Here is a 26,336-nt window from a genome sequence, read left to right as displayed (position 1 = left end):
GAGACGAAAGAAACATCCTCCCAAGACCACCCATGGATTGCGCACGCACGGGACCAGGACAATAAAACAAACAATGCAAAGAGCAATCGATAAAACAATCCAAAAGAATTTCAGCGATGAAAGCATTTCATTCGCTGACCTGCACTAGGGGTGCAATCTCTCTTCTTAGTGATACATCTAAACCGGCTGAGGACCTGTCAGCCGGAACCTGGGGATCCACCAAAGGGGGAAAAAGTCAGACCAGACCACCCCGGACGTCGCCTTGCTGTCTTCCTTGTCTTCCTTATCTTCCTTACCTTTCTTCGCAACAAGGTCAGGAACCAAAACCTTGGCTCCTGACGTAGACATGGGAATCAAGCTCGCTTAGAGCTTGTCGATCGGACCCAGCGTCCAGGTCCGGTCGAACCAAGCTTGCTCAGGTCCATACAAACGAAAGATTCCAAACCAACCTTTACCAGGAACGGTTTTCACCCAATTCGCCTCCTGACCTGCGGGAGGCTTTGGACCGAAATAGAGGTCAACGCTGCCATCAGCGTTGCTCACCATGTCCTGATTGCGTTTGTTGTTTTTGCTCGGATAGGGAGATTCCTTGCTTTGCAACATCGAACGGGTTTGCGGGTCGTAGACCACAAACGACCAAAAGCGATTCGCAGGAGCATTCGCCGGCACCGTGAGTTTGTAGGTGTTCGCTCCATCGAGATAGGCGCCATTGCCATCGCGAGAGGTGAACGCATATTGCGACCCCACACCAGGAAGCTCGAGGGCCATCGCCGGTGTATTCACCGTGGCGAGATAGAAGAACAGGGTGCGGCCATCCATATCGCGCCCGCCATTTCCATTGTCCACGAGATACTCGTGGCTACCTCCTGGAAAGCCTGTTTGCCAATAACCAACCTTACCTGGGTAGATATAAGCCTTGGGATCTTGTGGAGAAAATAGGATCGAACGAGCCGTGGCATTGCCAATCGCCACTGATTCTGTAAGGAGTGCCCTGAGCTCCGCATCCGGAGCAAATGGTTTTCCTTTTTGAATCCCAATCGCTGACGCCATCCCTAGAAGCTCTGGAGAGAACATCTCAGAGGGCTCGCGCTGAATCACCTCATTGAGTTCTTCATAGAATCTAAAATTGTTGGCATGAATCGTGTTGACTGTCCAGTCAGTGAGATTTTTAAAAGCGTTGGCTTGAGGATTAGCCCGCATGGCATAGGGATAAATCTTCAAGCCATTTTTAAAGCTTTCGCGTGCCGTATCAGGCTGGCCTTGATCATCAAGAAAACCACGAAGAATCAACCAATTGATGATGCTCGGGGTCCTGGCAACGAAAAAGCCATCGGTGGAGGCAGGCGCCTGATCACCAGGCCCAAGAATCAGATACTTCCCTCCCTTTCCCTTGTCAGGACCAGGGCCTCCCATATCCACCACAAAGCGGAAGAACGCATCATTAACCGTGCCTGGACCTGTACCAGGTGGAACCTCCACAACGACCGGACCATTGCTGAGATCGAGAAAAGCAGACGCATACACCGTGTCGGTGTTTCCCGTGAGCCAAAGTGACTTAGCACTCATCAACTCATCAAAGATGCCGATGTCTCGATTCGGCTTCAGGCCATAGCCATCACGATGGCCCACATACAGCATCTCCAGGGAAGCTGCGGGCATGAAATTGAGGAACGTCTGCACACCACGGCCAAGATCCACCTGACGCCGTGCCTTTCGCATCGTCTCGTCATCAGGGAAACCATCAAAGTAATTAAAAGTGCCGATCCGCGTATTTACGGTGTCGGGCGTCAGAACGTCAACAGGAATAGGCGTGTTGTAGCCCTTTGGCGCAACATCAGCGGCATGCAGCGCAGAACCGCTACACGCCAAGAACAAAGCTGAAAGAACAGCAGATGGAAAACGAGTGATTAAAGACATGGTTGAGGATTCAGAGAAAAGTTGAGCAGTTCAGGCCTCAACCAAGAGGCTGAATGTCATTGAGCTGCCAGGTCTTATCGAACCAAGGCTGCAGGGGGCCATAGAGACGGAAGACAGCGAACCAACCCTTGCCAGGAACGGTTTCAATCCAATTGGCTTCTTGTCCTGCAGGTGCTTTGGGGCCAAAATACAAATCAATACTGCCGTCAGCATTGGTTTTTATATCTTGATTTCGAACACTATTTTTACTTGGTAAAAGTTGACCCGTCTGCAATTCAGATCGCGTCTGGGGGTCATACACAACCATCGACCAAAAATCCTTGGCAGGAACATTTTTATCAATGGTAAATTTGTATGTTTTGCTCCCATCGAGATACACACCAGTCGAGTCGGTGGCAACCACTCCGTACTGGGAGCCCACACCCACCATCTTCAACACCATGGCGGGAGTATTAACGGTATAGCCCCAAAAGAAATTATTGCGGGCATCGAGGTTACGGCCGCCTTTCCCGCCATCAACCAGCCATTCATGACTTCCACCTCCAAACGGAGTGAACCATTGCTTGCCTGGATAGAAGTAAACATCCTGATTACGAGGCTTACCCATATCAGAACGGACATAAGCAACACCCACCTGAATGGCATCCTCAAGGACCCTTCTTTCCTCTGGAGAAGGAGAGAAGGGTTTGCCTTTTTCGAGCCCAATCGACGATGCCAATCCCCTCAGTTCGGGGTCCAAGAAAGCAATGGGCTCTCGCTGAATCACCGTATTGAGCTCATTAAAAAACTCAAAATTATTGGCGTGAACCGTGTTAACCACTTTTTCGCCAATCTTCAAAAAGCTCATCTGAGGCGGATTATCTTTCTGCGAATAGGGATAAAGTCGCAATCCATTTTCATAGTTCGCGACAGCTTGATCAGGCTGACCATTGGAATCAAGGAACGCCCTGAGGATCAACCAATTTGAGTAGGTTGGAGAGCGGAAAACAAAATAATCACCAACATTGCTTGGCTCAGTGTCATCGGGTCCCAAGATCAAATATTTACCACCTTTCCCCTTGTCAGGCCCCGGAGCTCCCGTATCAGCCACAAAGCGAAAAAAGGCATCGTTAATCGTGCCTGGACCAAGCCCAGCAGGGATCTCGATCACCATCGGACCGGTGTCCTGAAGGTTGAAAAACGTGGAGCCGTAAACGGTATCCGTATTCCCTGTAAGGAAGAGAGGGTTCGAATTCAAGGGAGACATCAAGGCCACCTTGGTGTGATCATCCACGCCCACTTCCGCATGACCATGGCGCAGCATTTCAATGCTGGCTGCGGGCATCAAGGTGAGGAAGGTTTCATAAGCACGGATGAACTTTAGATTTTCGAAGCTTGTCCGAACCGTTGCCTCATCAGGCATTCCATCGAAGAACCGAAATGTTCCAGCGCTTGTGTTAACAACGTCTGGAGTGAAAATCTCCTCAGGGATGGGAGTGGTGTAGCGCTCACTCACCTGAGACTGTTGCGCATTCACGGCACGATCCGATGCGCTAACTGCGGCCACCGCTAAAGATGAAAGCAGCAAAGCAGATGTGTGCCTGCGCAGCTTGCTGGAAATGCCTGCCATACCCAATTAACAAGAGATCCTGTTCAATCCCTGTCTAGGAATAGCTGCAGGACGCAGAACAAGAGAAATTGAACGTTTGCCCGAATGGGACCAGCCTCTTGATCATGGTCCTCAGCATGCTTGGCTGCATCCATCAGAGCCAGCCTTAGCTTTGAGGCAGCCTTAGCTTCGAGGCAGCTCCACTGCAAGCACAGCTCATCTTTGGGCACAACTTGATTAAAAAAAGCCCGGGTTTTAACCCGGGCTTTACACTCATTGAACGGGCTGAAACTGAGGTGGCGTCCAACTACCATCGAAATACGATTCTGTTGGAGAGTAAACGCGAATGGCCACATTCCAACCAGGATAAATATCAAGATAATTATCCTGATTCTTATCTCCGCCTAGATGAATAACATATTCACCTTTTTCATTGGCCTTCGCAAAAGCACTGTTGATGTTGTACTTCTCACCGGTTGAAAAACCTTTGGCGTCATACACCGTGACGGACCAGAAAGCCCGAGGATCATTCGGCACATCCTTCATCACAAGAGTATGAGGCTCGATGGAGTCAACAATCTTGGGGAAGGGATACACAGCTCCTTGCTTAGGCAATCCACCCCAGCCCACGGCAACGCCGAAATTACGCAGCTCATCGCTGATCTCTCCCCTTTTGCCGAATGCGTTCTCCGAGGTCACACCCTCGGGTTCACGGCGACTGTTGTAATCGGCACGCAGATCGAGAATCTCCTGCATGTCATAACGATGGTTAGAGATAAATTCACCTTTGTTGGCCTGCTCCAAGCCAATTTGTTTTTGAACAGCAGCGGCAGCTTGCAAATCAGCAGGATCCTGCATGTTCACCTGTGTGCGCACAAATGCGAACACATAGCGACTACCTATGGCCTCCTTCGTCAACTCGTAACGACCGGGCTTATCGCTAACAACCGGAATCCAATGCTCCTCATCCACCACTTCAAGGATCTGGTAGCGGTCTGTTTCAGGCAAGACAACCGTTGCAGGGCTGTCAAGATCCAGCACGGCAAACGAATACAACGTATCGAAATTGGGCCTCAGGATTGTCCGATCCGCTGGATCCATGGCCTGACTGAGATGCAGAAACTCTCCAACACCCGTGCCACACGTCCCCTTGGCGATCTTGCGAACGTAATCTTCCAGGATCACCTCCGTCTCAGCGACGGCGTAATTGGCCTTGGTCACCGGTGTGACCACAGTGGCTGTGGTCTCAATCGCCGCTTCCGGACAGGCTTTCCCCTGCGTATGCGGATGCACGCCATCGGCTTTGCCATGGAAGCCAGCCAAAAGGCCAGCTCCTAGAGCAGAAGCCACCACGAGGGTTCGACCATGACGCGTGAGCGTGCGAAACGCCATTGAGTTCTCATCCGTTTGCATCAGTCATAGCCAACGCTTCAGCTGAAGCCTCAACCACAACAAGTAAGTTTGATTCTTCATGCACGATTGGGATCATTTAGATATCTCAGATTGCAAGATCCATGATTAATTGCGCCAAATGTGCGCCAAGGGATGCCTGCAATCCAAAATAAATGCGATCACTTCACCTGTAGCTCCGGACGCGTCCAGGAACCATCAAAATAAGCAGGCGTGGGGTTGTAAATCCTCAAGGTTGCGTTCCAACCTGGGTAAATCCCAAGGTAATTCTCCTGACTGGAGTCACCACCAAAATTCAGCACCGCCTCGCCTTGAGCGTTCGCTGTTACGAAGGCACTGTTGACGTTGTAATTGTCACCAACAGGGAAGCCATCTTTGTCGTAAACAGTTAAAGACCAGAATGCATTGCTTCCATAGGGAACATCTTTAAGAGTAAGCATTTGAGGCTTATCCGAAGACGGGGTATAGAAGAGGTACACAGCCCCTTCTTTTGGTAATCCTCCAATCCCAACAGCAACGCCCATATTATTTTGCTCGGGAGAAACAACACCCTTACGGCCATAAAGATTTTCAGACTTCACACCTTGCTCATTCCGCTCTTGATTGTAAGCAGCGCGCAAGGCAAGCATCTCCTCGAGGTTCCATCGATTCGGCTGCACAAATTCTCCACGATTCGCCTGGCTCACCTTTAATTTCTTCTGCAAATCCCGAGCTTTGGCGAGGTCTTCCGGATCATTCATATTCACGCCGGTGCGGAACCCTACCAAAGCATTGCGACTACCAACATTCTCTTTGGTTAACTCATAAGCACCAGGATTTTTATAAACAAAGACGTATCCCTGATCATCCACAACCATGGCGCTTTGATAACGACCACCTGTTTCAGGAAGTGTGATTGTGGCCGGATCATTGAGATCCAAAATCAACCATGAATACAAGGTGTCGAAATTGATGCGAATCACCGTTCGATCCTTTGGATCCGCTGCTTTGCTGTCGTTCAACAGCACGCCCATACCGCCACTGCAGGTTGCCTTGGCAACGTTGGCGATGTACTTGGCAAACACGGTCTGTGTTTCAGCCGCTGCATAGTTTGCCTTCGTGACAGGAACGACCGCATCACTGTGAACAACAACAGCGGGCTCAGGACAGGTGTTCGAGGGTGCGACCGCTTGTGCTTTCGCGGCAGGGAGAACGGCAACAGAAAGCAGTCCAAGGCTCATTGCAGACGTGAAACCAACCAAGCGGCCTGAAATTGAACCAATACCTTGTGCCATGAGCTCTTTCTTTTCTTTCAACGTCCTAATCACGCCGCCATGGTTTGTCCGGCCGTTCACTCGCTCAAGTCCTCCACTGAGCACAATCGGGAGCAAACGTCGGGAACGAAAGGACGTTGTGTTGAACCCTGCACAATGACCTGATGATCGATGTGATCGGCACCGACGCCGGTGCTCCCGGCTCGCTCCCACCCGGAGCTCATCGCTTGGTGGAGCAGGCGCACCTGGTAGCAGCCCCCAAACGGCTGCTCCCTGCACTGCAGCAATGGTCTGCGTGCCCAGCAGGCCAGCGTTGCATCGCCAGTGACAATCCCATTGCTCTTAGCGAAGCGTTGCTTGCCCTTGGCAGCAATCAGCGGGCGGTGGTGCTGGCCAGCGGAGATCCGTTGTGGTTCGGCATAGGCCGGATTTTGATCGAGCGCCTCGGACGCGAACGTCTGCGCTTTCATCCAGGCCCCTCGTCCTTGCAACTGGCGTTTGCGCGCCTGGGGCATCCCTGGCAGAACGCACAGTGGATCAGCTTGCACGGCCGTGACCCGGCGCCCTTAGCGCAGCGCTTGCAGCAACGTCCCAGCGCCTTGGCCGTGCTCACCGATCCCAGTCGGGGTGGCGTGGACGAGGTCCGCCAAAGCTTGCGCTGCAGCGGCCTGGAATCGGCCTACGCCCTCTGGCTATGCGAATCGCTTGGCCACAGCAGTGAGCGCGTGCAACGACTCCACCCATCCCAAGCCACGCCTAGCGATTTGCACCCCCTGCATCTGGTGGTGTTGCTTGCGGAGGATCAAGCAGCGCCACCCGCCGATCAACTGCCACTGTTTGGCCTGGAGGATGGTGTGTTTCTGCAACACGCCGACCGACCTGGCTTGATGACCAAACGGGAGGTGAGGATCCAATTGCTCGCTGAGCTCAACCTTCCTGAGCGGGGGGTGCTCTGGGATCTGGGTGCTGGCACCGGCAGCGTTGGCCTCGAAGCGCTGCGGCTGCGGCCTCAATTGCAATTGCTTTGCATTGAGCAGCGCAGCGGTGGGTCCGCATTGATCGCGGCGAACGCCGCACGCCTCGGTGTTCAACCCGCTGCAGTGCTGGAGGGGGATGCCATGGAAGAACTCAGCAATCTCCCAGCAGACTTGGCCTCCCCCGACCGGGTGCTGATTGGTGGCGGTGGCCGCAAACGCCGATCCCTGCTGGAGAGGGTGATCCAGTGCATGGCCCCCAAGGGTGAAGTGGTGATCCCCCTGGCCACGCTCGAAGCCTTGGCGGAGCTGCGACCCGTGCTCGAAGCCGCCGAGTACACGCTGAAAGTGAGTCAGCAGCAAGCCTGGCGAGGCCAACCCCTGGCCGATGGCACCCGGCTTGCCCCCATGAATCCGGTGTTGATCCTCAAGGGAAGCGCTCCTCGGCAGGACTGAGCCTGACGCGATCGAACGAAAAAGGAGCAGAATCATGCCCTTTGAAGGTGGTCAGGATGTCGATTCGAGAAAGCAAACCGCAGGTGTCACCCCTTCGCCTCAAGATCACTTTGTTTATCGCAGGTGTTGGCCCCCTACTCGCTGTTGGGCTATGGCTCCAATCCAAAGGATTCTTCAGCTAGGCACGCAAGCGTTACTTAGGCGTGCCACCCATGACACCAGGACGTATCTAATCAAGGTTTTGAGCTGGGCCAACAGGGGCGATCGGTTCGATCACAACCGCGTCTCCGATCGCAAGGTCCAGGCGCTTCGCCTCCCCTGCCCCTAGCTCAATCACGCCGTCCGCATCAGCCATCGGCCCAAAGCTCTTGCAGGGCAAGGCAGAACAAGTGAGCACCTCAGCCTCGATCGCGATCACCTCGCCTTGGTGCACAAACACCATGTCGAGGGGCGCAAGCGTGTTCAGCATCCAAAAGCGCAACGGCCGTGCCGGCTTAAACGGAAACCACATTCCCCTCAGGGGTGGCAAGGCCGGGCGCTGCATCAAACCCAGCCGTTGCTCCTGGGGCTGATCCGCCACTTCCAAGAGCACACAGGTGTTGTCGCGAACGCACCATTGCGCCTCAAGGGGCAATTGCTGGGGGGGAGATACATCCATCAGGAGCTCTTCAGGAAAGGAACGCCATGGTTCAGGCAATAACCACGGCCACGAATGGTGTGAATCAAGCGGGTGTCTCCACCCTCTTCGAGCTTCTGACGCAAATAGCGGATGTACACCTCCACCACATTGCTCGACAGCCCCTGCTCATCGTTCCAAACCTCGCGCAAGATTTGCTCACGACTCACCACCTGGCCCCGCTGCTTGAACAGCAACAGCATCAACGACGATTCGCGCTCCGTTAAGCCGATGGAGCGGGTGCCACGACGCACCAAACCGCTGCTGACGTCAAGCTGCAAATCAGCCACCACGATCACGGAGCAGAGCTCTTCCCTGCGCTTCTGAAGCGAGAGATGGAGACGCACCCGTTGCAAGAGATCGCTCGGTGCACTGCTGGACAACCAGAAATCATCCGCCCCGGAACTGAAGCAGAGCTCTCGCGCCTCAATGCTGTCTTCGCTCACACCCAACAAAATCGGCAGCGCTCCAAACCACTGGCGGAGCTGCCCCACCTGAGGCAGCTGGCCCGGCGACACAATCGCAGCCATCGGCGGCTGGCCAGCCGTCGCAACGGCCCCATCCCCCGACTCCCACTCCAGAGCTGTGTAACCGGAGGCCTCGAGGCGATCCTGGAGGTGCAGGGCCTCAGCACCAACCAACAACAACACCCCCTGATCGTTCATGGACGATCAGGCTTTGCCACATGGGGCAAGCCCCAACCCAACTTGTTGCGCAACACCTGGAAAAACTCATGGTCCGACAGGCGCACAAAGCGCACGGGATGATCACTCCGCCGGATCAACACCCTGTCTTCAGGCCAGACATAACAGCCAGCACTGCCATCCACCACCATCATCAGCCGCTCCGGAGTGGCCGGAAACACCGTGACCGGTTCCTGATCGCTAAAAACCAGCGCCCTCGAAGCCAGGGAATGGGCGGCGATGGGGGTGAGCTGCAACACCGGACAATCGGGGGTGATCACAGGACCGCCAGCACTCAGGGCATAGGCCGTCGATCCCGTGGGCGTCGACAGGATCACCCCATCGGCAGAGATATCCACGGGCGCATGCCGGCCGATCGCAATTTCGAAATGACACATGCTGGTGAGTGGCTCACGGTGCAACGCCATCTCATTGAGAGACAGGGCTTCCCAGCGCCTTTGGTCACCACGCATCACACTCACCACCATGTTGGCGCGCTCTTCGATCGTCCAGCGCTCGGTGAGAATCTGCTCGAGAGCTTTGTCGAGATCACCGAGGTAAGCCTCGGCAAGAAAGCCGAGATGACCGGTGTTGATCGTTAAAATCGGCACCCCAATCGGTGCTGTTTGGCGGGCTGCTGACAGCACGGTGCCATCGCCTCCCAACACAATCGCCAGCACCATCGAGGCATCAAATCCCTCCGGCACACAGGCGTTGTACCCGAGCATGCGCAGGTGCTGGTCTGGGTTGGCGAAACCCACCATTCCTCCAGAACTGCTGGCCCGCACCACCTCGTGGCCGGCGAGTTCCAGCCGCTCCTGAATCGTTTGAGCGGTCTCAACGGCAAGTGACTTCCCGTCATTCACGATCAGTCCGACCCTGGGCACCGATCGCGCTTCAAAAGAACGGCATCACTTTATGAGAAAAATCGGCGCCCAGCAGCGTCGGGTTGTTTTTTAAATCCAGCCCCTCCCCTCAGCCCCTCCCCATAGAGCCGGCCCTGCGTAGCGTTCCAGTCACCCCCTGAGGCGAGCCCAAGCGATGCCAAGCAACACCCCGTCCCATGTGGTTGTGATCGGAGCGGGATGGGCTGGCTGGGGCGCCGCCAAATCCCTCTGCCAGGCCGGGGTGCGCGTGACCTTGATCGACGGGGTAAAGGATCCAACCGGCAGCACGCCGCTCACCACCCCAAGCGGCAAACCCTTCGAGGCCGGGACGCGGGGATTTTGGAAGGACTATCCCAACATCAACGCCCTCACGGAAGAGCTCCAGCTCGGCGAGATTTTCACCGAGTTCACCACCAGCGCCTTCTGGTCTCCCGATGGCTTAGAAGCCTCAGCGCCGGTGTTTGGTGATGGCCCTCAGCTACCCAGCCCTCTGGGCCAGGCCTTCGCCACCTTCAACAACTTCAAGCGGTTGCCGGTCGCCGATCGACTCAGCATCGCCGGGCTGCTGGTCGCCATGCTCGATTTAAACCGCAACAACGCGGTGTACCAGCAGTACGACGGCATCGACGCCCTCACGCTGTTCAAGCAGTTACGGATCAGCGATCGGATGATCAATGAGTTCCTGCGGCCAATCCTGCTGGTGGGGCTGTTCAAGCCACCGGAAGAGCTCTCAGCGGCGGTGACGATGGAGTTGCTGTACTACTACGCCTTGGCCCATCAGGATTCTTTTGATGTGCGCTGGATCAAACGCAAGAGCATCGCAGAGCAACTGTTGGCTCCACTCAGTCAGCGCTTGCGCCACCAACATCATCTGGAAGTCCTCGGAGGAACGTTGGCATCACGCCTGAACGTCTCCCCCAATGGCACATCGGTGACCTCGGTGGAGACCCTCTCGGTCAGCACGGGCCGCAGCGCTGTGATCAAGGCTGTGGATGCCGTGGTGCTGGCGGTGGGCGCCAAGGGGATGGGGGCGCTGATGGCCAACTCACCGGAGTGCGCGGCTCTGTCCCCGGAGCTGGTGCAAGCCGGCCATCTCAACGCCATTGATGTGGTGTCCGTGCGCTTGTGGCTTGATCGCAAAGTGCCGGTTGCCGATCCCGCCAATGTGTTGTCGCGTTTTCCGGCCCTTCAAGGATCCGGCGCCACCTTCTTCATGCTGGATCAGCTGCAAGCGGACAGTCAGCAGGAGCTCTGGGGTGCTGATCCCGTGCAAGGGTCTGTGGTTGCAAGCGATTTTTATAACGCCTCGGTGATTGCCGCACAAAGTGATCAGGAGATTGTCGATTCCCTGATGCAGGAGTTGTTGCCGATGGTGCAGCCGGCCTTCCGCACAGCCCAGGTGGTGGATCAGGAGGTGCGGCGTTATCCGGGGTCGGTGTCGCTATTTTCCCCGGGAAGTTTCCAGCAGCGTCCACCCCTGGAAACCTCCGTTGCCTCGATCGTCTGCGCGGGCGACTGGGTGCGAATGGGAGATCGGGAATTCGGCGCCAAAGGGCTCTGCCAGGAGCGTGCCTATGTCTGTGGTTTAGAAGCCGGAAATTCACTGCTTAGACGCGAGATCATCTCCGGAACAACGCCATCTCAGGCCCTTCCACACCCTGTGATCCCGATTCGCGCCGACGAGCCGCAGGTTGTGCTCGGGCGCACCATCAACAAACGCGTGATGGATCAACTGGAACTCTTTGGACTCAAATACCCCTGGCTGATGGGCTTGTCCTGATCGCACTCATCGACGACTCGAGCGCAGCAACGACACGATCAACCAGAGGCCAAACAAAGTGGCCCCAACAAATAACCCCTCGCTGACATCCCTCAGCAGAGGTTGTTGGGCCAAGGTGGCCATCACCGTGGCACTCAGCAACAGCGATGCCACAAGAATCGCCAACGACACCCGTTGCGACATCCGGTCCAAGCTGGCGCGCATGGCGTCAAGCCCCTCCAGCTGAATGGCAAACACCAATTCATCACTGCTAAAGCGCCGCAACAGCTGACTCAACTGCCGCGGAGAATCAATCGTGAGATTGCGTAAATCAAGGCCAAACTGCATCAGCCGTTCTTGAGGCAGCATCACGGCACGGGCCAGGAGCTGGGCCACCAACGGCTGCATCTCCCCGGTGAAACTGAACGCCGGGTTCAAAGAATTGCCCACCCCTTCCAAATTGGTGACGGACTTCACAAACAGGCCCAGGGTTCCCGGCACCCTTAACCCAGAGCGATTCGCCAGCTGCAGCAAGGAAGCGAGGAACAGGGCGAAATTCAATTCCTCCAAAGGCTTGGAAAAACTGAGGGCAATCAGCTGATCCAGCTGGCGCTGCAAATGCTGACGATCCACTTTTCCCCCCCGTGCCGGTGGCGCAATTTGCTCCAACACATCAGTTGCACGGGCACCGTCCTGGTTGATCAGCGCCAAGACAAGATCCAGCAGGTTGCTGCGCGTGCGCGGATCAAATTGACCCACCATGCCCGCATCCAGCAGGATCACCTTGCCATCGGCGAGCACTTTGAGGTTGCCGGGATGGGGATCGGCATGAAAGAACCCATCCACGAAGTATTGCTGCACAAAAGCCCCAAGCAGGGCCGTGGTGGTGGCCACCAAGCCAGGCCCAGCCTCGAGGGCCTCCCGGCCTGCAGGGCTGAGGATCGATGCGCCCTCGATCCACTCGAGCACCAAAACGCTGCGGCCCGACAAGGACTTCACCACCTGAGGAAGGCGAATCTGTCCGTTTGGAACAAAGTTTGATTCCTCCAAACTGCGCTGCAACCGCAAGGTGTTGGAGGCCTCAATTCTGAAATCGAGCTCGCGCACCAAGGCCTCCAGCACCTGGTCGGCAAGCCCGACAAAGTCGTACAAACTGCCGAGAGACGTGGCTGCAGCAAGGGCGGCAATCTTGCGCAGCAAGCGACCGTCTTCTTCCACCTGGGCCGCAATCCCGGGCCGCAAGGCCTTCACCGCCACGGCACCCAGCTCCGGCAAGGTCGCCCTGTACACCTGCCCCACACTTCCAGCCGCAATCGGCATTTCATCGAAGGTTGAGAAGGCCTCGTCAACAGAGCAGCCCAGCTCTTGCTCCAATTGGGGTTTCAATTGCTCCCAGGGCACAGCCGGAACATCCGCCTGCAATTGGCTCAACGCCGCAATGTAGTCGTCCCCCAGGAGATCGGGGCGAGTGCTCAATAGCTGGCCCAGCTTCACGTAAACGGGGCCCAATTCCGTAAGAATGTTGCACAGCACCGAGGGCAGGGGCAGCCGCGTTTCAGAGGCATCGCCTCGGTTGAGGAGCTGAGAGAGAAACGACCACTCATGGCGGGAGACGATCCGAACGATCTCCAAGGCTCGTGAGGAACCGTCGAACACACTGAGGACTGACATTTAAGCAGCGGTAAACAACAAAAGTTTTGGGTGCATCAGTGGACTGGAGCAGTCATCAGAGGGCATGAAGACTTCTATTGACCTTTACTCAAGCGAAACTTGCAAAAGCGGTCCCCATACCCCCAAAGGATCGACATAGCCTGCAATGGAGAAGTCTTAGTTGGCAAAGCAAGTCTGAACCACCACAACCTTGAAATCAACGGACTTTTCAACAATCTCGGTCCAGAACTCCGATTTAATCCAACTCCTAAACACATTTAATCTCAACAACAAGAGATAGATGAAATTCCATACCAGAGCCTAGACAGAATGCAGACTCAAGCCAATTAGCATACATTGTAAACATTCACATTATTGACAGTTAGCGGCTTCCCTGGTGCCACCAAATGAATACTAAAGACCTGACAATCATAAAAGCATTACAAGGGTGAGAACAAGAAAAAATAGAGAATCGCTCCATCTTCCTCAATTCAAAAGGTCAAACCTCACTGATTCAATACGAATTCGGCCAACCTATTCGCAAGAATGTAACAAAAACTACAGATACAAAGAGAATAGCGGCAAGTTCTGCAAGGCAAGCGAATGCACTAATGGTATAGAATTTAGACGTATAAATTACTGACTTGATGATGGATAAAAAAACATCCTGGCGAGTGCTTCCTGGGTTTTACCGTCCTGGAAAGTCAAGTTTCAAATCCATTCAGACCCTATTGTCTGAATTCTTAAGAGATAGGCATTCTCCAAGCTTATTGCAAACTCATTATAACAACGACACATCTGATTCAATAAAACATGGATGGGGTGATTCTGCTCCATTAGAAAAAGAGATTACTTCCCAAGAAGATCTTGATACTCTTATCAATACTCCTTTTTCATTCAATCAATCCATTTGCATTGTCGAACCTGCTGATCATGTTGGATTAAACACGATTGGCGAACCCGTGAGAGCCTCAATCAATATTGCATGGCTTGCTCAGAGAATTGCCGATTGCGACTCAATCGTTTTCCCTTTGTGGAAATCAGGTCTAATGGATAGAAAAAAACTTACTCATGTTCTTACTTCTTCTCTAGCTGTTGTATTTGAAGGTGGACATCCAACAGTACGCGACAGCAAATCATTTAAAAATACCAATTGCTCTCATGACGATCTCCTCTATTTAAGTGAAGAACTTATTTTATCCAGGCGACTTAGAAGTGCTCCCTCTATATTCATATGCCTTGGGCATCAGCTTGCCGCTCAAGCACACATACGGTTAATCAAAAAAGCAACTTATGAGATTATGGAGACGATTGATGAAATCCTAATCAATCAACCTAATTCTAGAAATGCTTTAAAGCAAGTCTGCAATAGAATTCAGACTCTAGGCGCAAAACTTAGAATAGTAAAAGACGACAAAATCGTCGCGGAGGGCTGGGATCATTCAGAATTTGCCGTAGGGATTAATGAGGTTCCGGAGGCGGGTCACTGTGAAATCGTTCACTATGAAAAATCCAATCCCCATCCTGACCTTGAACTAGCCGAATTACTTACCGCTCAAGCAATAACAGCAGAAGAATATGATGGCGTAATTGAAGAATCAATCTCTCACGAAAAGGACCTAAATATTGTTATGTTCCATACCGATGAAGTTAACGAAGAAGCTATATTATTCGCTAATTGGGCCTATCGCAATCTCTATCAAACACTTCTACCAGCTAGAAATCAGCTTGTAATATCTGAACTATATTGGCTGTTCAACCTTCCAAGCAGCATTGAGATACTGTGTTCAACAAGTGCTGAAGGGAGGCTATGCACAGAAGTTGCCGCTACATGCATCAACTACAGAGACTACGACACTCGGCAGACACGCAGATCGTTTACATGTCAATTCCACCCAGAATTAAGAGATGATCTTAGAGAATTCAAAGAAAGCGGCATCCCTTCATTCGATCATTTAAAAAAAGACGATGGAATTAGATTGCTTATTCGAATACTACACGACAGCCTGATGGAGTAATAAATCAAACATTGAGCGATGCTCAATACTTACGCAATTAAGCAAGCTTCCAAATACTATTATCTTCAATTACCTCAAAGATTGAACATTCATCAAGCCCTGGGTCAACGCGTAAAAGAAAGTTACATCGATGCTCGTCACATAAGCAATCAGTACTACCAGTTTTATGAGTACGGAACAGCAACACCTCTGAATCATAAAAAGCATTTGCATCTCAGATTGCTCAATCAACTTCCTATGCCCTTCAACCACTCAAGATTGCAAATTCAATATTGTTAGACTTACAGCTACTGAGCTTAAAAATCTTGGTCAAATTCTGCAATTGGTATCGAGATCATCTCTTGTTCCGATACAGGTGATCTTCAGATCAACAAAATGAATGATTTGCATCAAAACTGATCAAGAAAGCGTAGATCACTGGTGTACAGGCGGCGGATGTCGTCAATGCCATGACGCACCATGCAGAACCGTTCCACGCCCAAACCGGCCGCAAAACCGCTCCAACGATCGGGGTCCAGGCCTAACCCCTCCAATACGGCCGGATCAACCATTCCGCACCCCATCACTTCCAACCAACGCCCTCGCCATTGGACGTCCACCTCCGCAGAGGGTTCTGTGAACGGGAAGTAACTGGCGCGAAAGCGCACCGGTAGGTCGCCAAAGAACGCCTTGAGGAACTGCATCACCGTTCCGCGCAGGTGGCTGAAATCCAAGCCCTCATCGATCGCCAGCACCTCCACCTGATGAAACACAGGCGAATGGGTGGCATCCACCGCATCCCGCCGATACACCCGGCCTGGAGCCACGATCCGCACCGGTGGTGGATTGGTTTCCAGGTGTCGGATCTGCACCGGCGAGGTGTGGGTGCGCAACAACAAGTTGTCTTGCAGATAAAACGTGTCCTGCATGTCTCGCGCAGGGTGCTCAGGCGGAATATTCAAGGCCGTGAAGTTGTGGTGATCCGTCTCCACCTCAGGACCTTCCTCCACCTGATACCCAAGGCCGCAGAACAGATCAACAATCTCCTCAGTGGTGGTGATCAACGGATGCCGGTGCCCCATCGGCACGCCCAGCGGAGCCGCCGTGACATCCAGGGTTTCCGCTGCAATTCTTGCTTCCATCGCAGCACTGTTCACCGCCTCAAGGCGCTCAGACAGCAGCTGCTGCACCAATGTTTTCAGCACATTGGCGCGCTGGCCCACCAACGGCCGTTCCTCTCCCGGCAGCTTGCCCATCGCCCCGAGCACGGCTGACAGCCGCCCCTTCTTGCCCAACAGGCCCACCCGAAGCTGCTCAAGGGCAGCGGCATCGGCGGCCGCCTGGATTTCAACCGCCGCCGCCGCCTCGAGGGCATCGAGCTGATCAGTGAGCTGCTGCAGGGAGATCGTGGCGCTCAAGGCATTGGTTTCGCGGCAATGACTGTAGGCAGCCATCACGACTAGGTTCCAACCAACGCTTACAAACCCTTCGGATGGCTCCCCTGCGGATACTGATCAGCAACGACGACGGCGTATTTGCCGACGGCATCCGCACCCTGGCGGCAGCGGCCGCAACGGCCGGACATGAGATCACCGTGGTCTGTCCCGACCAGGAGCGATCCGCCACCGGCCACGGCCTCACCCTTCAAACCCCCATCCGTGCCGAACGCGCCGATGAACTGTTTGAACCTGGAATCAAAGCCTGGGCCTGCAGTGGCACCCCAGCCGATTGCATGAAATTGGCCCTGTTTGAGCTGCTGCCTGAAAAGCCCGATCTGGTGCTTTCGGGGATCAACCACGGCCCCAACCTCGGCACCGATGTGTTTTGCTCCGGAACCGTGGCAGCCGCCATGGAGGGCACGCTGGAGGGCCTGCCGGCGATGGCCGTGAGCAGCGCCTGTTTTCAGTGGAGAGAATTCCAAGCCGCCGCCAACTTGGCCATCGAGGTGGCGGAAGCAGCCTTGGCCGATCGCTGGCCGGAGAATCTCTTGCTCAATCTCAACGTCCCCCCCTGCAAGCCGGAGGCCATGGGGAAACTGAGCTGGACCCGCCTGTCGATCCGCCGCTACGACGAACAGTTCAGCCCACGGGTCGACCCCCGCGGACGCACCTACTACTGGTTGGCCGGTGAAGCGGTCGAAGATTTCGAGTCGGGCGGTGATGGCCCCCGCGACTGGCCCACGGATGTGGCCCAAATTCAAGCCAATGCCCCATCACTCACCCCCATCCAACCGGAGCTTTTCTGGCGAGGAGGTCTCTCCTCCCTACCCCAACTGCACCTCAATCAGTAACTCAGCTCGTTCGGTAGATCCTCTGCAGCATCCACAGCGAAAAAATCAAGCCGATCACGTGGGCAAACAGCACCTGGGTGTTGCTCAGCACCGAGAGCATTTCCAGGGAGGTGATCGCCATGTTTTCACTCGCCCCTCTGGCACCAATGGCAATGCCTGGCGTCTGCTGCGACGCCTGCACAAACAAGGCCCCGGCGAGGGATTGGTACCCAACAGCAGCGAGCACCAAGCCCAACAGATCCGCCAACAAACTGCGCTTGATCGTGCGGCTCGCCTCCCCCCGACTTGGTCGCGCACCACTATCAAGAGCGCGACCGAGCCGCACCACCAACCAGCCCTGCCAAAGGCTGAACAGCAACACCAAAAACGACAGCGTGGTGAGCGACAGCCCCGGACCCAATCCCAAGGCTCTATCGGCGTTTCTGCTCAAACTTCCGCCGATGTTGTTGAACGTCAACACCCCCAAAATCACAATCCCAAGCCCGGTTTGGGTCCAAAAGCGAATCCAGGCGGAACGGCGCAAGCCAAGGGCAAGCAGTTGGAGATCGAGCCGATCGGCCATGCGATGTAGGAGGTCTGTCGTCCAAACTTGCCATCAACCACAGATCCGTGCACAACGCCGTTGATTCCTCTCTGCTCCCCACAGCAGGCCAAAACCCCCACCACCCTGGCGTTGGGCAGCTTCGATGGCCTGCATGCGGGCCATCGGCGGGTGATCGCGTCTGTGACCGAAACGGATCACCTTGAGGCCATTCCCACGGTGGTGAGCTTCTGGCCCCATCCACGCGAAGTGCTGCACGGTGAACCCCGCCTGCGCCTCGATCTCCCAGAGGAAAAGCTCGAGCTCCTCGAGCCCCTCGGCATCCAGCAGCTGGTTTTGGTGCCCTTCAATCGCCAACTGGCCCAGCTCAGCGCCGATGACTTTGTCGAGCAGGTGCTGCTCGGTTGCCTCAAGGCGCGCCAAATTGCCGTGGGGGCCAACTTCCGATTCGGTCGGGGCCGTGAGGGCGACACCAACACCTTGCGGGCCCTAGCGGAAGCCGCTGGGGTGCAGGTATCGGTGTTGCCGATTCTGGAGGATGCCGGCGGACGGATGAGCAGCAGCCGCATTCGCGCAGCGCTCTCGAATGGCGACCTCCAAAGCGCCAGCGAACTGCTCGGCCGTCCTTACCGCTTCCGGGGAACGGTGGTTCGCGGTCGCGGCTTGGGTCGCGATTTGGGCTGGCCCACCGCCAATCTGCAAGTGGATGGGCGCAAATTTTTGCCAGGGCTTGGCGTCTATGCCGCCCGCGCCTGGACACAGCGTGATGGCGAAGGGAGAGATAGCGAAAGAAAGGGCGAAGCCTTACCGGCTGTGATGAATCTCGGCCCCCAGCCCACGGTGGACCCCAACTCGCCTTCCGCCGTTGAGGTGCACCTACTCGATAGGCGTATCGAACTGGTGGGCCAGGAGCTGGTCGTGGAGCCGGTGGAACGGCTGCGCGGACAACAACGCTTTTCAGGCCTCGAGGAGCTCAGCGCTCAAATCGGTCAGGACGCCGAAGCAGCCCGTCAACGGCTTCAGGCCCCGGCGGGGTAAGCATTCGAGAGTCCCCAGACGATGAACACACCAATGCCGCCCAAGAGGATGATTCCCCAAACCAACACGTGCATGGTGCTCTCGGATCCGCTGTTGTCCATGGCCGCCGGGGAGCATGCGATCCTTCACAGACTGCCATGGAGCCGATGGTTGTCGAAGCAGACGCCAACCTGCGAGTGGCGCGGCTGATCGATGCCAACCTCGATCGCGCACGGGAAGGGCTGCGTGTCATTGAAGACTGGTGCCGCTTTGGACTCGATCGGGACGATCTCGTCGTGCCGCTCAAAGACTGGAGGCAGCGCCTCGGGCAACAGCATCGCGATCGTTACCGCCGGGCCCGCTCCAGCGCCACAGACGTTGCCGCCGGCCTAGGCCATCCCGCTCAAGCGAGTCGTTGCTCTGCCCCAGCGATTGTCAAAGCCAATGCCAGCCGGGTGCAGGAAGCCCTGCGCGTGTTGGAGGAATTTGCTCGCAATCTCGATCCAGACCTGGCCAGCACCGCCGCCGAGATCCGCTACGGGCTCTATGACCTCGAAGTGAGCATTCTCGAAGCCTGCGGACGTCAGCACAGGCAGGAACGCCTCGAGGCCGCCAAGCTTTGCCTGATTACGGATCCCGATCGAGACAACGATCTGGAGCGGTTGCTGCAGGGAGTTGAAGCCGCTCTGCTGGCCGGCGTCAGCCTGGTTCAGTACCGCCGCAAACAGGGCCATGACCAACAACGCCTGCGGGAAGCGCAAGCCCTCAAAGCCCTTTGCAGGCGCTTTGATGCCCTATTCATCATCAATGACCGCATCGATCTTGCGCTGTTGGTGGATGCCGATGGCGTCCATCTCGGCCAGGACGACCTCCCCCTCTCAGAAGCGAGACAGCTGGTCGGCCCAGAGCGCTTGCTGGGACGCAGCACCCACCGCCTCGAGCACCTGCTTGAGGCCCAGCAAGAGGGCGCTGATTATCTCGGCGTTGGCCCCGTGTTTGCCACCCAGACCAAACGCGATCGCAGCCCAGCCGGCCTGAGCTGGGTGACGGAAGCCAGTCGTCACGCGAGCGTGCCCTGGTTTGCCATCGGTGGCATCGATGCTGAAACGATCGGCTCGGTTCGCGCTGCTGGCGCTGAGCGCGTCGCCGTTGTGAGCGCGATCATGGGATCCAATGATCCGGAAGCAGCCAGCCGGACCCTGCTCCAAACCCTCACGTAACCCCCCCTTGCTTTGGTGCCATGCAATTCACGGTGAACGGCGAACGGCACAGCCTGGATCCATCCGCCGCAAGGCTGGATCAAGTGATCCAGCAGCTGGGCCATCACCCGCGGCTGGTTGTTGTGGAATACAACGGCTTGATCCTGACGCCGGAACGCTGGGCAGCTCAGCAGGTCCAAGACGGTGACAACCTCGAGATCGTCACCATCGTCGGCGGTGGTTCCTAGAGTTACCGGAGTGTGATATGCCGTCTTGGCCTCCTCCAAACTCCGCCCCCAGGTTGGTCAAATCAGACGCTGGCTCTCGGGATTGCTGGTGCCAGTCCTGGTTGTTGGCCTATTGGTCCTCCATCCCCAACCCAGCGAGGCCGCCCGTGGTGGTCGGATCGGGGGTGGCAGCTTCCGTGCCCCGTCCATGCCCAGAAGCGGGGGATACAGCCGTAGCTACGGAGGCGGTGGATATGGCCGCGGCTATGGGGGTGGGATGGGCTTTCCGTTCATCATCCCAATCTTTGGATTTGGCGGAGGCAGCCTCTTTGGCTTGTTAATTCTCATGGCACTCGCGGGTGTGGTGGTAAATGCGGTGCGCAATGGCGGCGGTGGCGGCGGCCCTGCGATCGGTGGGGGTTATCGAGCCCCCCGGGAGCTATCCACGGGACCCGTATCGATGCTGCAAATGCAGATTGGACTGCTCGCCAGCGCCAAAGCGCTGCAAACCGACCTGCGTCAGCTCGCCGCATCCGCGGACACCAGCACCTCCTCTGGTCTGCAACGGGTGCTGCAGGAAACAACCCTCGCCCTCCTGCGCCAGCCCGAGCTCTGGGTGTACGCCAACGTGGAATCAGGCAGCGTTCCCTTCAACGCTTCAGAGTCGACATTCAACCGTTTGTCGATGACCGAACGCAGCAAGTTGCGCGCTGAAATCACCACCAATGTGGGCGGGGTGCGCAATGGCAATGCCGCGGAATTGAGCAGCAGCGGTGATGCCGATGCCACCAACGAATTCATCGTGGTGACGGTGCTCGTAGCAAGCCGCCAAAGCGTGAAGCTCAAGCAAGCCAACAGCGGTGAAGACCTGCGCGAAACGCTGCGCATCCTTGGCTCCACATCCTCCTCAGACCTGATGGCTCTTGAGGTGATTTGGCAACCGGATGGAAGCGGCGACGTTCTCAGCGCCGATGAGCTGGTGATGGCCTATCCAAACCTTCAGCACCTCTGAGGTCTGATTTAAGAAAATCTTCCGCCCATTTCGCGACATCAAACAAGCGGTCAGGGTTTCAACTCAATAGGTTTAAATCACTACTCATCGGGTTGAGCCTTGACCTTCACTGCATCACGCTTAGACCCCAGGGCCATGCAGTGGCAGACCAACGGTGAGCTCGATCAAGGAGACCTGATCGAACTGGTTTGCCATCTCCGCAATGTGGAATGCGACCAGCACAGTGATGAGCTGTCACGCTTAGGGCATAAGCACAAGGAACAGCCCTAAACCGTTGTCCCCGCGCTGAAGTAGCTGATCTGGGTCAGGCGCGTCGTTGCAAAATTCGCAACGCCGCCATGGCGGCGCCGTAACCATTGTCGATATTGACCACCGCAAGGCCTGGAGCACAGCTCGCAAGCATTCCATCGAGAGCGGCCCGGCCCCCCGCACTCACGCCATAGCCCACCGACACGGGAACACCGATCACCGGTTGGGGCAACAGGCCCGCAAGCACGGTGGGTAGGGCTCCTTCCATACCAGCGCAAGCAATCAAAACCGACGACTGCTGAAGTTTCGGGAGTTGATCCAAGAGCCGATGCAACCCGGCAACCCCCACATCCAGCAACAGCTCTGCCTGAATGCCATGCCACTGCAAGGCCAGCTGCGCTTCTGCAGCGACCGGGAGATCGCTGGTGCCGCCACTGAGAACCGTCACGGTCCCAAGCTCCGGTCGCAACGCCGGCGGCATTCCCGACGTTAAGCATCGGGCCCGCGCCTCAAAACGGACAAGCGTTGTGTTGCAGCGCTTGAGGACCGCCTGGGCCTTGGCCTCATCCACTCGAGTCACAAGTGCTGGCTGATCCCTGGCCGCAAAGGCTTCAAGAATGGCCACGATCTGGTCCACCGTTTTATGCAGACCCCAGATCGCTTCGCTGATGCCGAGTCGATCGCTCCGCTGCCAGTCGAGACGGACGTCAGCTCTGCTCATGGGGGCAACAGCTCTCCTTCAAAGACCAGAGGGAAGGGATTATCCATCGCCTGAGGCAGCGCCATGGCGTCGCGCGCGAGCTGCTCAAAACGAGCCTGAACCTCTTCCACCTGGCCGCTGGGGATGGCCTTCCAAGCCTGCCGACTCGACCAGCGAATCAAAAGCGTGCCCTCTTCGGTTTCAGGGTCCCAAAGCAAATCGCGACCGAGAAATCCCGTCTGTTGCGCCAACCAAGGCTCCCAGCTGCCACGCTCCGCCTCCAGCCACGCCTTGCGCCCATGGGAGGGAACAGAGATGCGCAGATGCTCAATCACCGCAACGTCGTAACCACCCTCTGGATCCGCAAACGCAGCAAACCGCACATCCGCCGTTTGACCCACCAGCACCAAAACAACGCATATCAGGGTGGTGACCCTAATCATTAGCGGCTGGAATCGCTGCAGAAGGCTTGGCATCAAAGCGCCTGCAAAAGGGCCACGGCCTGACATGAGATTCCCTCTTCCCGGCCTTCAGGGCCCAACTGTTCGTTTGTAGTGGCTTTCACACCCACCTGGTCTGGAGCAATCCCAATCCTGAGGGCAATCGCCGATCGCATCGCCTCAATATGGGGCTTGAGCTTGGGCCGCTCGGCGATCAACACCGCGTCCACATTGACCACACTCCAGCCGCGTGCCTTCACCAAAGCCACAACCTGCTCCAAGAGCACGAGGCTGTCGGCTCCTTTCCATTGGGGATCACTGGGAGGGAAATATTTGCCAATGTCACCCAAAGACAACGCCCCCAACAGGGCGTCCATGATCGCGTGCACCAACACATCTGCATCGCTGTGACCATCGAGGCCTAGCCCTGCTGGATGCTCCAGCTGCTGACCGCCAAGAATCAGGGGTCGACCCGGCACCAAACGGTGGATGTCGTAGCCGTTACCAATTCGAATGGTAGGAACCGAAGAGACCATCAAGAGAGTGCAAAACGGGACGAATCAAGCTGACTCAGCCGCCATAACAACAGGAGAACAGCTCTGTGAAGGTTGATATTACGAGCAACACAAATTACGCGAAGCGAACCAAAAGAGACACGAAAGCGATTACAAGAAAATCAAGGCAGCTCCAAACGTTTGAGAAATAGGAACAATAAGGGGCGAGGAATCACCGAAACAGCCAACTCGTAATTGAATCAAATAGAAAGACCAGCGAATCAGAGAATCGCTCAAAGATGCGTCAAAGTGCCTCTTCCACAACGACATCATCTTCCACAGACTACAAAACCGATGATCAACAGGCCAGACGCTGACAAGAATCGAGGAGCCAGAAATTTGGGTTTTCAGAATCCAGTTGACCTGAGAAATATCGCCTCATTTCTGTATTTCATCTGCAACTCCTAATGAATCAACAAAAGGTGCTGATACCAGCTGGCAACAATCCTCCCCTACTACAAATGAGGACTCACTAGCTCACCAATTAGCGTAGAATCAGGGAGAAAGCAAAATTAAACTCTATGAACATTTGAAACAGCATTAGCTCTTTTGGCCATGCAGACACTTCACCAATTTAATTCTAAAAAAAGAAACAAGCTAACGCTGAATCCGCAATCGACAGAACTAAAGAGAACTTGGTCACATTAAAAATCTGACATTGCCGCTAGGCCTTCATAAGACCCATGAAGCGGATGATCGTGATGCTGCCTGCCTTCAGCATAACAAAGCATTTCAATAAGAAGATCGGGCAATTTTTCATCCCCAAAGATCAAATCCAGCACAAGCCTGATTGGAGAGCGATTTTGATTCAGTTGTTTATTTGCTGTGGATTCGATTGCCTCCAGATCACCCTTCGAAAGATTGAGCTCCTGAATGAGTTCTTGGTAAACTCGTCGCTCATCAGAGTTGATCTTGCTGCGATCACGGGGCTGCATTGAAACAGCAGCAACGAGATAGGCCACTCGTGCAGCAAGACAACGATTTTCATGACTTGATAACGTCCCAGCAATCTCCTTGATACTGAGCGATGAACTTTCAATAGGGAAAAGAAGTTCATTCTCAATCGTATTGGCAAATATCTGCTCAGGCAGGCCGAGAATCAGTTGCTCTTCTTCTTTTGAAATATTTCCATCACTTAAGGCAATTAACTTAGCAATTTCAAGCAACGCTCTGATTACTTCCTTCGACATCCTGCTGTCAGTCATCACCGTAGCCCAAGCAGACTTCCTTCAACAACTGATAGCACGCGACTATTTCAGCCAACACAGCCAAGCATCTATTTAGAATAATATTTCATAGAAGCTTCAGTCAATCTGCACGACCAAGAAACAAGAATTCCTCTTTACATTAGCAAATACTGAGAAAGACTATTAATCTATTCCATTATTGGACACATTAAGACTATGAGCTTCTCGACAGAATCTGGAATCAATAAAAAAGAAGTTTTCTCGCCTTGAGAATGTCCTCTAGCGCGCACAGCATGCCCACAAACAGACAGCCGCCTCCAAGCAGCTTTGTCCATTCCTCTAAATGATGCATAATCGGAATCAATCCGTCAACCAGTCCAAACCCTTTACTGTCGCAAAAGACCATCAAAACCGAAAGCAAAAAAGCGGATTTAGCGTAATTTATAAATCTTGAAGAAAAGGCAAAATAGCTCCTATTCAAGAGAATAAAAGTCATGCCCAACAACCCGTACGCTCCAACAAGAATGTCATCAATTCGATCACTCAACCGAGTCTCCTCCCATCCAAATAGTGAGTGAATCAATTTATCCAATCGTTCGTGATACATAAATGCATCATCCATCGCTAGAAAAGCACATCCAAAGGCAAGGACAACCCACACAGAAACTGCGGAGAAATTCAGAGAATTTTTCTGAAAAAATATAGCTATTGCAATAATCGAACCAACCATAGAGCACAAAGCTAATTGCAAAGTAGAGACATCAGTGACTACAGATTTTTCTCCATACGAAGTGGCCGTAAGCAGAACCACAGCAAGAAAAACAATATAGGAAGTCAAGGCAACAAATTTTATCTTCTTAGCGTGCATATTCAAAAAACTCAAATGCCAGATCGTGCAAATCATATGATATCGCACAAATGTTGATGCATTCTAGCTCAGGCCGGCAATGAAATAACAAGGAGATTGATCACTGGTAGAATTGATTCATAATCATTCCCAGAAAAATTCCTTCCATTTAGCTGAAAAGCGAGCGCAGGTTTCCCCTTTCAGTGAGTCTCGGGAGGAGACATACGGAGATTTTTTGTAACTGATACTTGATGAGACGAAGAGCGATCCTCCAGCAAGAGTCCAAAGAGCAAGCGCTTTTCAATTCAGCAATTAACTTCTGACAGTGATTCAGACACTTCAGAGCGGCGAACAAAATGCCGGCTTCCCCTCCAGAGCCGCGCGGCCTGGACTACTGTTATCTCGTGGGAGTGCATTAATCAAAGCGCGTCGTAACGACTGATCCGTGCGAATCAACGCAAAGAGAATGTCTTAGCCTTAGCAACTGATTTGTTGGCGCGTTGTGACAAGCCTTGGGTTTGGGAGCTAGGCCTGCATGCATTTGGGTAGTGAGCCCTAGATGAGCGCCCACTCTCCAAGTGCAAGGAGGGGGCAACGAATACTGGGTCTAAATTGCTTGGCTAATTCTTGTACTAGTTGAACGACGATCGGTTGAGCTACTGATAAGGAACTCGATAGAGCTTCCTTTCAGTGAAGGCCTCCATGAAGAGAGGCCGCCCCTCCCAGATAGGAAAGACGGCCTAACTCGCTCGTTTATGCATATCGCAGACCATTAATCAGTGAATCTGTATCGCGGAAGCCTGAACCTCGTATCGAAAACAGT

25 protein-coding genes are annotated in these 26,336 nt (G+C 54.6%); 9 read left to right on the top strand and 16 right to left on the bottom strand.

Annotated elements, in window-relative coordinates:
* Positions 1–177: 177 nt before the first annotated feature.
* The 5 genes from SYN8016DRAFT_RS15430 to SYN8016DRAFT_RS13975 form a co-directional block, all read right to left on the bottom strand.
* A complete protein-coding gene (locus SYN8016DRAFT_RS15430; protein WP_006855078.1) occupies positions 178–348 on the bottom strand; it encodes a hypothetical protein in 171 nt (56 codons plus the stop codon).
* 15 nt (positions 349–363) lie between these two features.
* Positions 364–1,917, bottom strand: a complete 1,554-nt coding sequence (locus tag SYN8016DRAFT_RS13995; protein WP_006855077.1) for a DUF1254 domain-containing protein — start codon at positions 1,915–1,917, stop codon at positions 364–366.
* A 37-nt stretch (positions 1,918–1,954) separates the two neighbouring features.
* Entirely contained in the window at positions 1,955–3,526 is a 1,572-nt protein-coding gene (locus tag SYN8016DRAFT_RS13990) for a DUF1254 domain-containing protein (RefSeq protein WP_006855076.1), read from the bottom strand.
* 252 nt (positions 3,527–3,778) lie between these two features.
* The gene (locus SYN8016DRAFT_RS13980) at positions 3,779–4,897 is read right to left on the bottom strand and encodes a DUF1254 domain-containing protein (protein ID WP_038015051.1); all 1,119 of its coding nucleotides are present in this window, start codon (positions 4,895–4,897) and stop codon (positions 3,779–3,781) included.
* Between the two features lie 179 nt (positions 4,898–5,076).
* On the bottom strand, positions 5,077–6,273 hold the full coding sequence (locus tag SYN8016DRAFT_RS13975) for a DUF1254 domain-containing protein (protein ID WP_006855073.1): 1,197 nt from the start codon (positions 6,271–6,273) through the stop codon (positions 5,077–5,079).
* A 59-nt stretch (positions 6,274–6,332) separates the two neighbouring features.
* On the opposite strand from SYN8016DRAFT_RS13975, the gene SYN8016DRAFT_RS13970 reads away from it, so the two are divergent.
* Positions 6,333–7,598: a bifunctional cobalt-precorrin-7 (C(5))-methyltransferase/cobalt-precorrin-6B (C(15))-methyltransferase gene (locus tag SYN8016DRAFT_RS13970; RefSeq protein WP_006855072.1), complete on the top strand. Its 1,266-nt coding sequence runs from the start codon at positions 6,333–6,335 to the stop codon at positions 7,596–7,598.
* Positions 7,599–7,827: 229 nt separating this feature from the next.
* Here the strand turns inward: SYN8016DRAFT_RS13970 and SYN8016DRAFT_RS13965 are convergent, their stop codons facing one another.
* From SYN8016DRAFT_RS13965 to SYN8016DRAFT_RS13955, 3 genes are read right to left on the bottom strand one after another with little or no spacing between them, the layout of a single operon-like run.
* Positions 7,828–8,256 carry a DUF192 domain-containing protein gene (locus SYN8016DRAFT_RS13965; protein WP_006855070.1) on the bottom strand — a complete coding sequence of 143 codons (429 nt, stop codon included), beginning with the start codon at positions 8,254–8,256 and terminating at the stop codon, positions 7,828–7,830.
* Positions 8,256–8,939: a response regulator transcription factor gene (locus tag SYN8016DRAFT_RS13960; protein ID WP_006855069.1), complete on the bottom strand. Its 684-nt coding sequence runs from the start codon at positions 8,937–8,939 to the stop codon at positions 8,256–8,258. The genes SYN8016DRAFT_RS13965 and SYN8016DRAFT_RS13960 overlap by 1 nt, the downstream gene beginning before the upstream one ends.
* A complete protein-coding gene (locus SYN8016DRAFT_RS13955) occupies positions 8,936–9,844 on the bottom strand; it encodes an NAD(+) kinase (protein WP_006855068.1) in 909 nt (302 codons plus the stop codon). Before SYN8016DRAFT_RS13955 ends, SYN8016DRAFT_RS13960 begins: the two co-directional genes overlap by 4 nt.
* Positions 9,845–9,998: 154 nt before the next feature.
* Between SYN8016DRAFT_RS13955 and SYN8016DRAFT_RS13950 the strand changes: the two genes are divergently transcribed.
* Positions 9,999–11,624, top strand: coding sequence for an FAD-dependent oxidoreductase (locus tag SYN8016DRAFT_RS13950; RefSeq protein ID WP_006855067.1), 1,626 nt, complete (start codon positions 9,999–10,001; stop codon positions 11,622–11,624).
* A gap of 6 nt (positions 11,625–11,630) precedes the next feature.
* Here SYN8016DRAFT_RS13950 and SYN8016DRAFT_RS13945 read toward each other — a convergent pair whose 3' ends face one another.
* A complete protein-coding gene (locus SYN8016DRAFT_RS13945) occupies positions 11,631–13,274 on the bottom strand; it encodes an AarF/ABC1/UbiB kinase family protein (RefSeq protein WP_006855066.1) in 1,644 nt (547 codons plus the stop codon).
* Positions 13,275–13,903: 629 nt separating this feature from the next.
* Between SYN8016DRAFT_RS13945 and SYN8016DRAFT_RS13940 the strand changes: the two genes are divergently transcribed.
* Positions 13,904–15,271, top strand: coding sequence for a hypothetical protein (locus SYN8016DRAFT_RS13940; RefSeq protein ID WP_253909884.1), 1,368 nt, complete (start codon positions 13,904–13,906; stop codon positions 15,269–15,271).
* A 389-nt stretch (positions 15,272–15,660) separates the two neighbouring features.
* Here SYN8016DRAFT_RS13940 and pheS read toward each other — a convergent pair whose 3' ends face one another.
* Positions 15,661–16,668 carry a phenylalanine--tRNA ligase subunit alpha gene (pheS, locus tag SYN8016DRAFT_RS13930; RefSeq protein WP_038015049.1) on the bottom strand — a complete coding sequence of 336 codons (1,008 nt, stop codon included), beginning with the start codon at positions 16,666–16,668 and terminating at the stop codon, positions 15,661–15,663.
* 74 nt (positions 16,669–16,742) lie between these two features.
* Here pheS and surE point away from each other — a divergent pair, with 74 nt between their 5' ends.
* Complete coding sequence (gene surE / locus SYN8016DRAFT_RS13925) at positions 16,743–17,540, top strand: 5'/3'-nucleotidase SurE (protein WP_006855062.1); 798 nt, start codon at positions 16,743–16,745, stop codon at positions 17,538–17,540.
* A gap of 1 nt (position 17,541) precedes the next feature.
* Here surE and SYN8016DRAFT_RS13920 read toward each other — a convergent pair whose 3' ends face one another.
* The gene (locus tag SYN8016DRAFT_RS13920) at positions 17,542–18,102 is read right to left on the bottom strand and encodes a DUF3611 family protein (RefSeq protein WP_006855061.1); all 561 of its coding nucleotides are present in this window, start codon (positions 18,100–18,102) and stop codon (positions 17,542–17,544) included.
* 60 nt (positions 18,103–18,162) lie between these two features.
* Here SYN8016DRAFT_RS13920 and SYN8016DRAFT_RS13915 point away from each other — a divergent pair, with 60 nt between their 5' ends.
* From SYN8016DRAFT_RS13915 to SYN8016DRAFT_RS15425, 5 genes are all read left to right on the top strand, one after another.
* Positions 18,163–19,119: a bifunctional riboflavin kinase/FAD synthetase gene (locus tag SYN8016DRAFT_RS13915; RefSeq protein WP_006855060.1), complete on the top strand. Its 957-nt coding sequence runs from the start codon at positions 18,163–18,165 to the stop codon at positions 19,117–19,119.
* A gap of 137 nt (positions 19,120–19,256) precedes the next feature.
* A complete protein-coding gene (locus SYN8016DRAFT_RS13905) occupies positions 19,257–20,318 on the top strand; it encodes a thiamine phosphate synthase (protein WP_006855058.1) in 1,062 nt (353 codons plus the stop codon).
* 20 nt (positions 20,319–20,338) lie between these two features.
* On the top strand, positions 20,339–20,545 hold the full coding sequence (gene thiS / locus SYN8016DRAFT_RS13900) for a sulfur carrier protein ThiS (protein ID WP_006855057.1): 207 nt from the start codon (positions 20,339–20,341) through the stop codon (positions 20,543–20,545).
* A 25-nt stretch (positions 20,546–20,570) separates the two neighbouring features.
* Positions 20,571–21,536 (top strand): DUF1517 domain-containing protein, encoded by a 966-nt coding sequence (locus tag SYN8016DRAFT_RS13895; RefSeq protein ID WP_038015021.1) that lies wholly within the window; start codon positions 20,571–20,573, stop codon positions 21,534–21,536.
* Positions 21,537–21,635: 99 nt separating this feature from the next.
* A complete protein-coding gene (locus SYN8016DRAFT_RS15425) occupies positions 21,636–21,806 on the top strand; it encodes a hypothetical protein (protein ID WP_159098334.1) in 171 nt (56 codons plus the stop codon).
* 34 nt (positions 21,807–21,840) lie between these two features.
* Here the strand turns inward: SYN8016DRAFT_RS15425 and larB are convergent, their stop codons facing one another.
* The 5 genes from larB to SYN8016DRAFT_RS13870 form a co-directional block, all read right to left on the bottom strand.
* Positions 21,841–22,506 (bottom strand): nickel pincer cofactor biosynthesis protein LarB, encoded by a 666-nt coding sequence (gene larB, locus SYN8016DRAFT_RS13890; RefSeq protein ID WP_006855054.1) that lies wholly within the window; start codon positions 22,504–22,506, stop codon positions 21,841–21,843.
* A complete protein-coding gene (locus SYN8016DRAFT_RS13885; protein WP_006855053.1) occupies positions 22,503–22,961 on the bottom strand; it encodes a TIGR03792 family protein in 459 nt (152 codons plus the stop codon). Before SYN8016DRAFT_RS13885 ends, larB begins: the two co-directional genes overlap by 4 nt.
* Complete coding sequence (ispF, locus tag SYN8016DRAFT_RS13880) at positions 22,961–23,461, bottom strand: 2-C-methyl-D-erythritol 2,4-cyclodiphosphate synthase (protein ID WP_006855052.1); 501 nt, start codon at positions 23,459–23,461, stop codon at positions 22,961–22,963. Before ispF ends, SYN8016DRAFT_RS13885 begins: the two co-directional genes overlap by 1 nt.
* A gap of 662 nt (positions 23,462–24,123) precedes the next feature.
* Positions 24,124–24,684: a hypothetical protein gene (locus tag SYN8016DRAFT_RS13875; protein ID WP_006855051.1), complete on the bottom strand. Its 561-nt coding sequence runs from the start codon at positions 24,682–24,684 to the stop codon at positions 24,124–24,126.
* A gap of 223 nt (positions 24,685–24,907) precedes the next feature.
* On the bottom strand, positions 24,908–25,540 hold the full coding sequence (locus SYN8016DRAFT_RS13870) for a hypothetical protein (protein ID WP_159098333.1): 633 nt from the start codon (positions 25,538–25,540) through the stop codon (positions 24,908–24,910).
* Positions 25,541–26,336: the final 796 nt, after the last annotated feature.

It is taken from the genome of Synechococcus sp. WH 8016, assembly GCF_000230675.1.
Lineage (GTDB): Bacteria > Cyanobacteriota > Cyanobacteriia > PCC-6307 > Cyanobiaceae > Synechococcus_C.
Note: the sequence above shows the minus strand (reverse complement) of the source record. Positions and strands in the feature narration are given on the sequence as shown.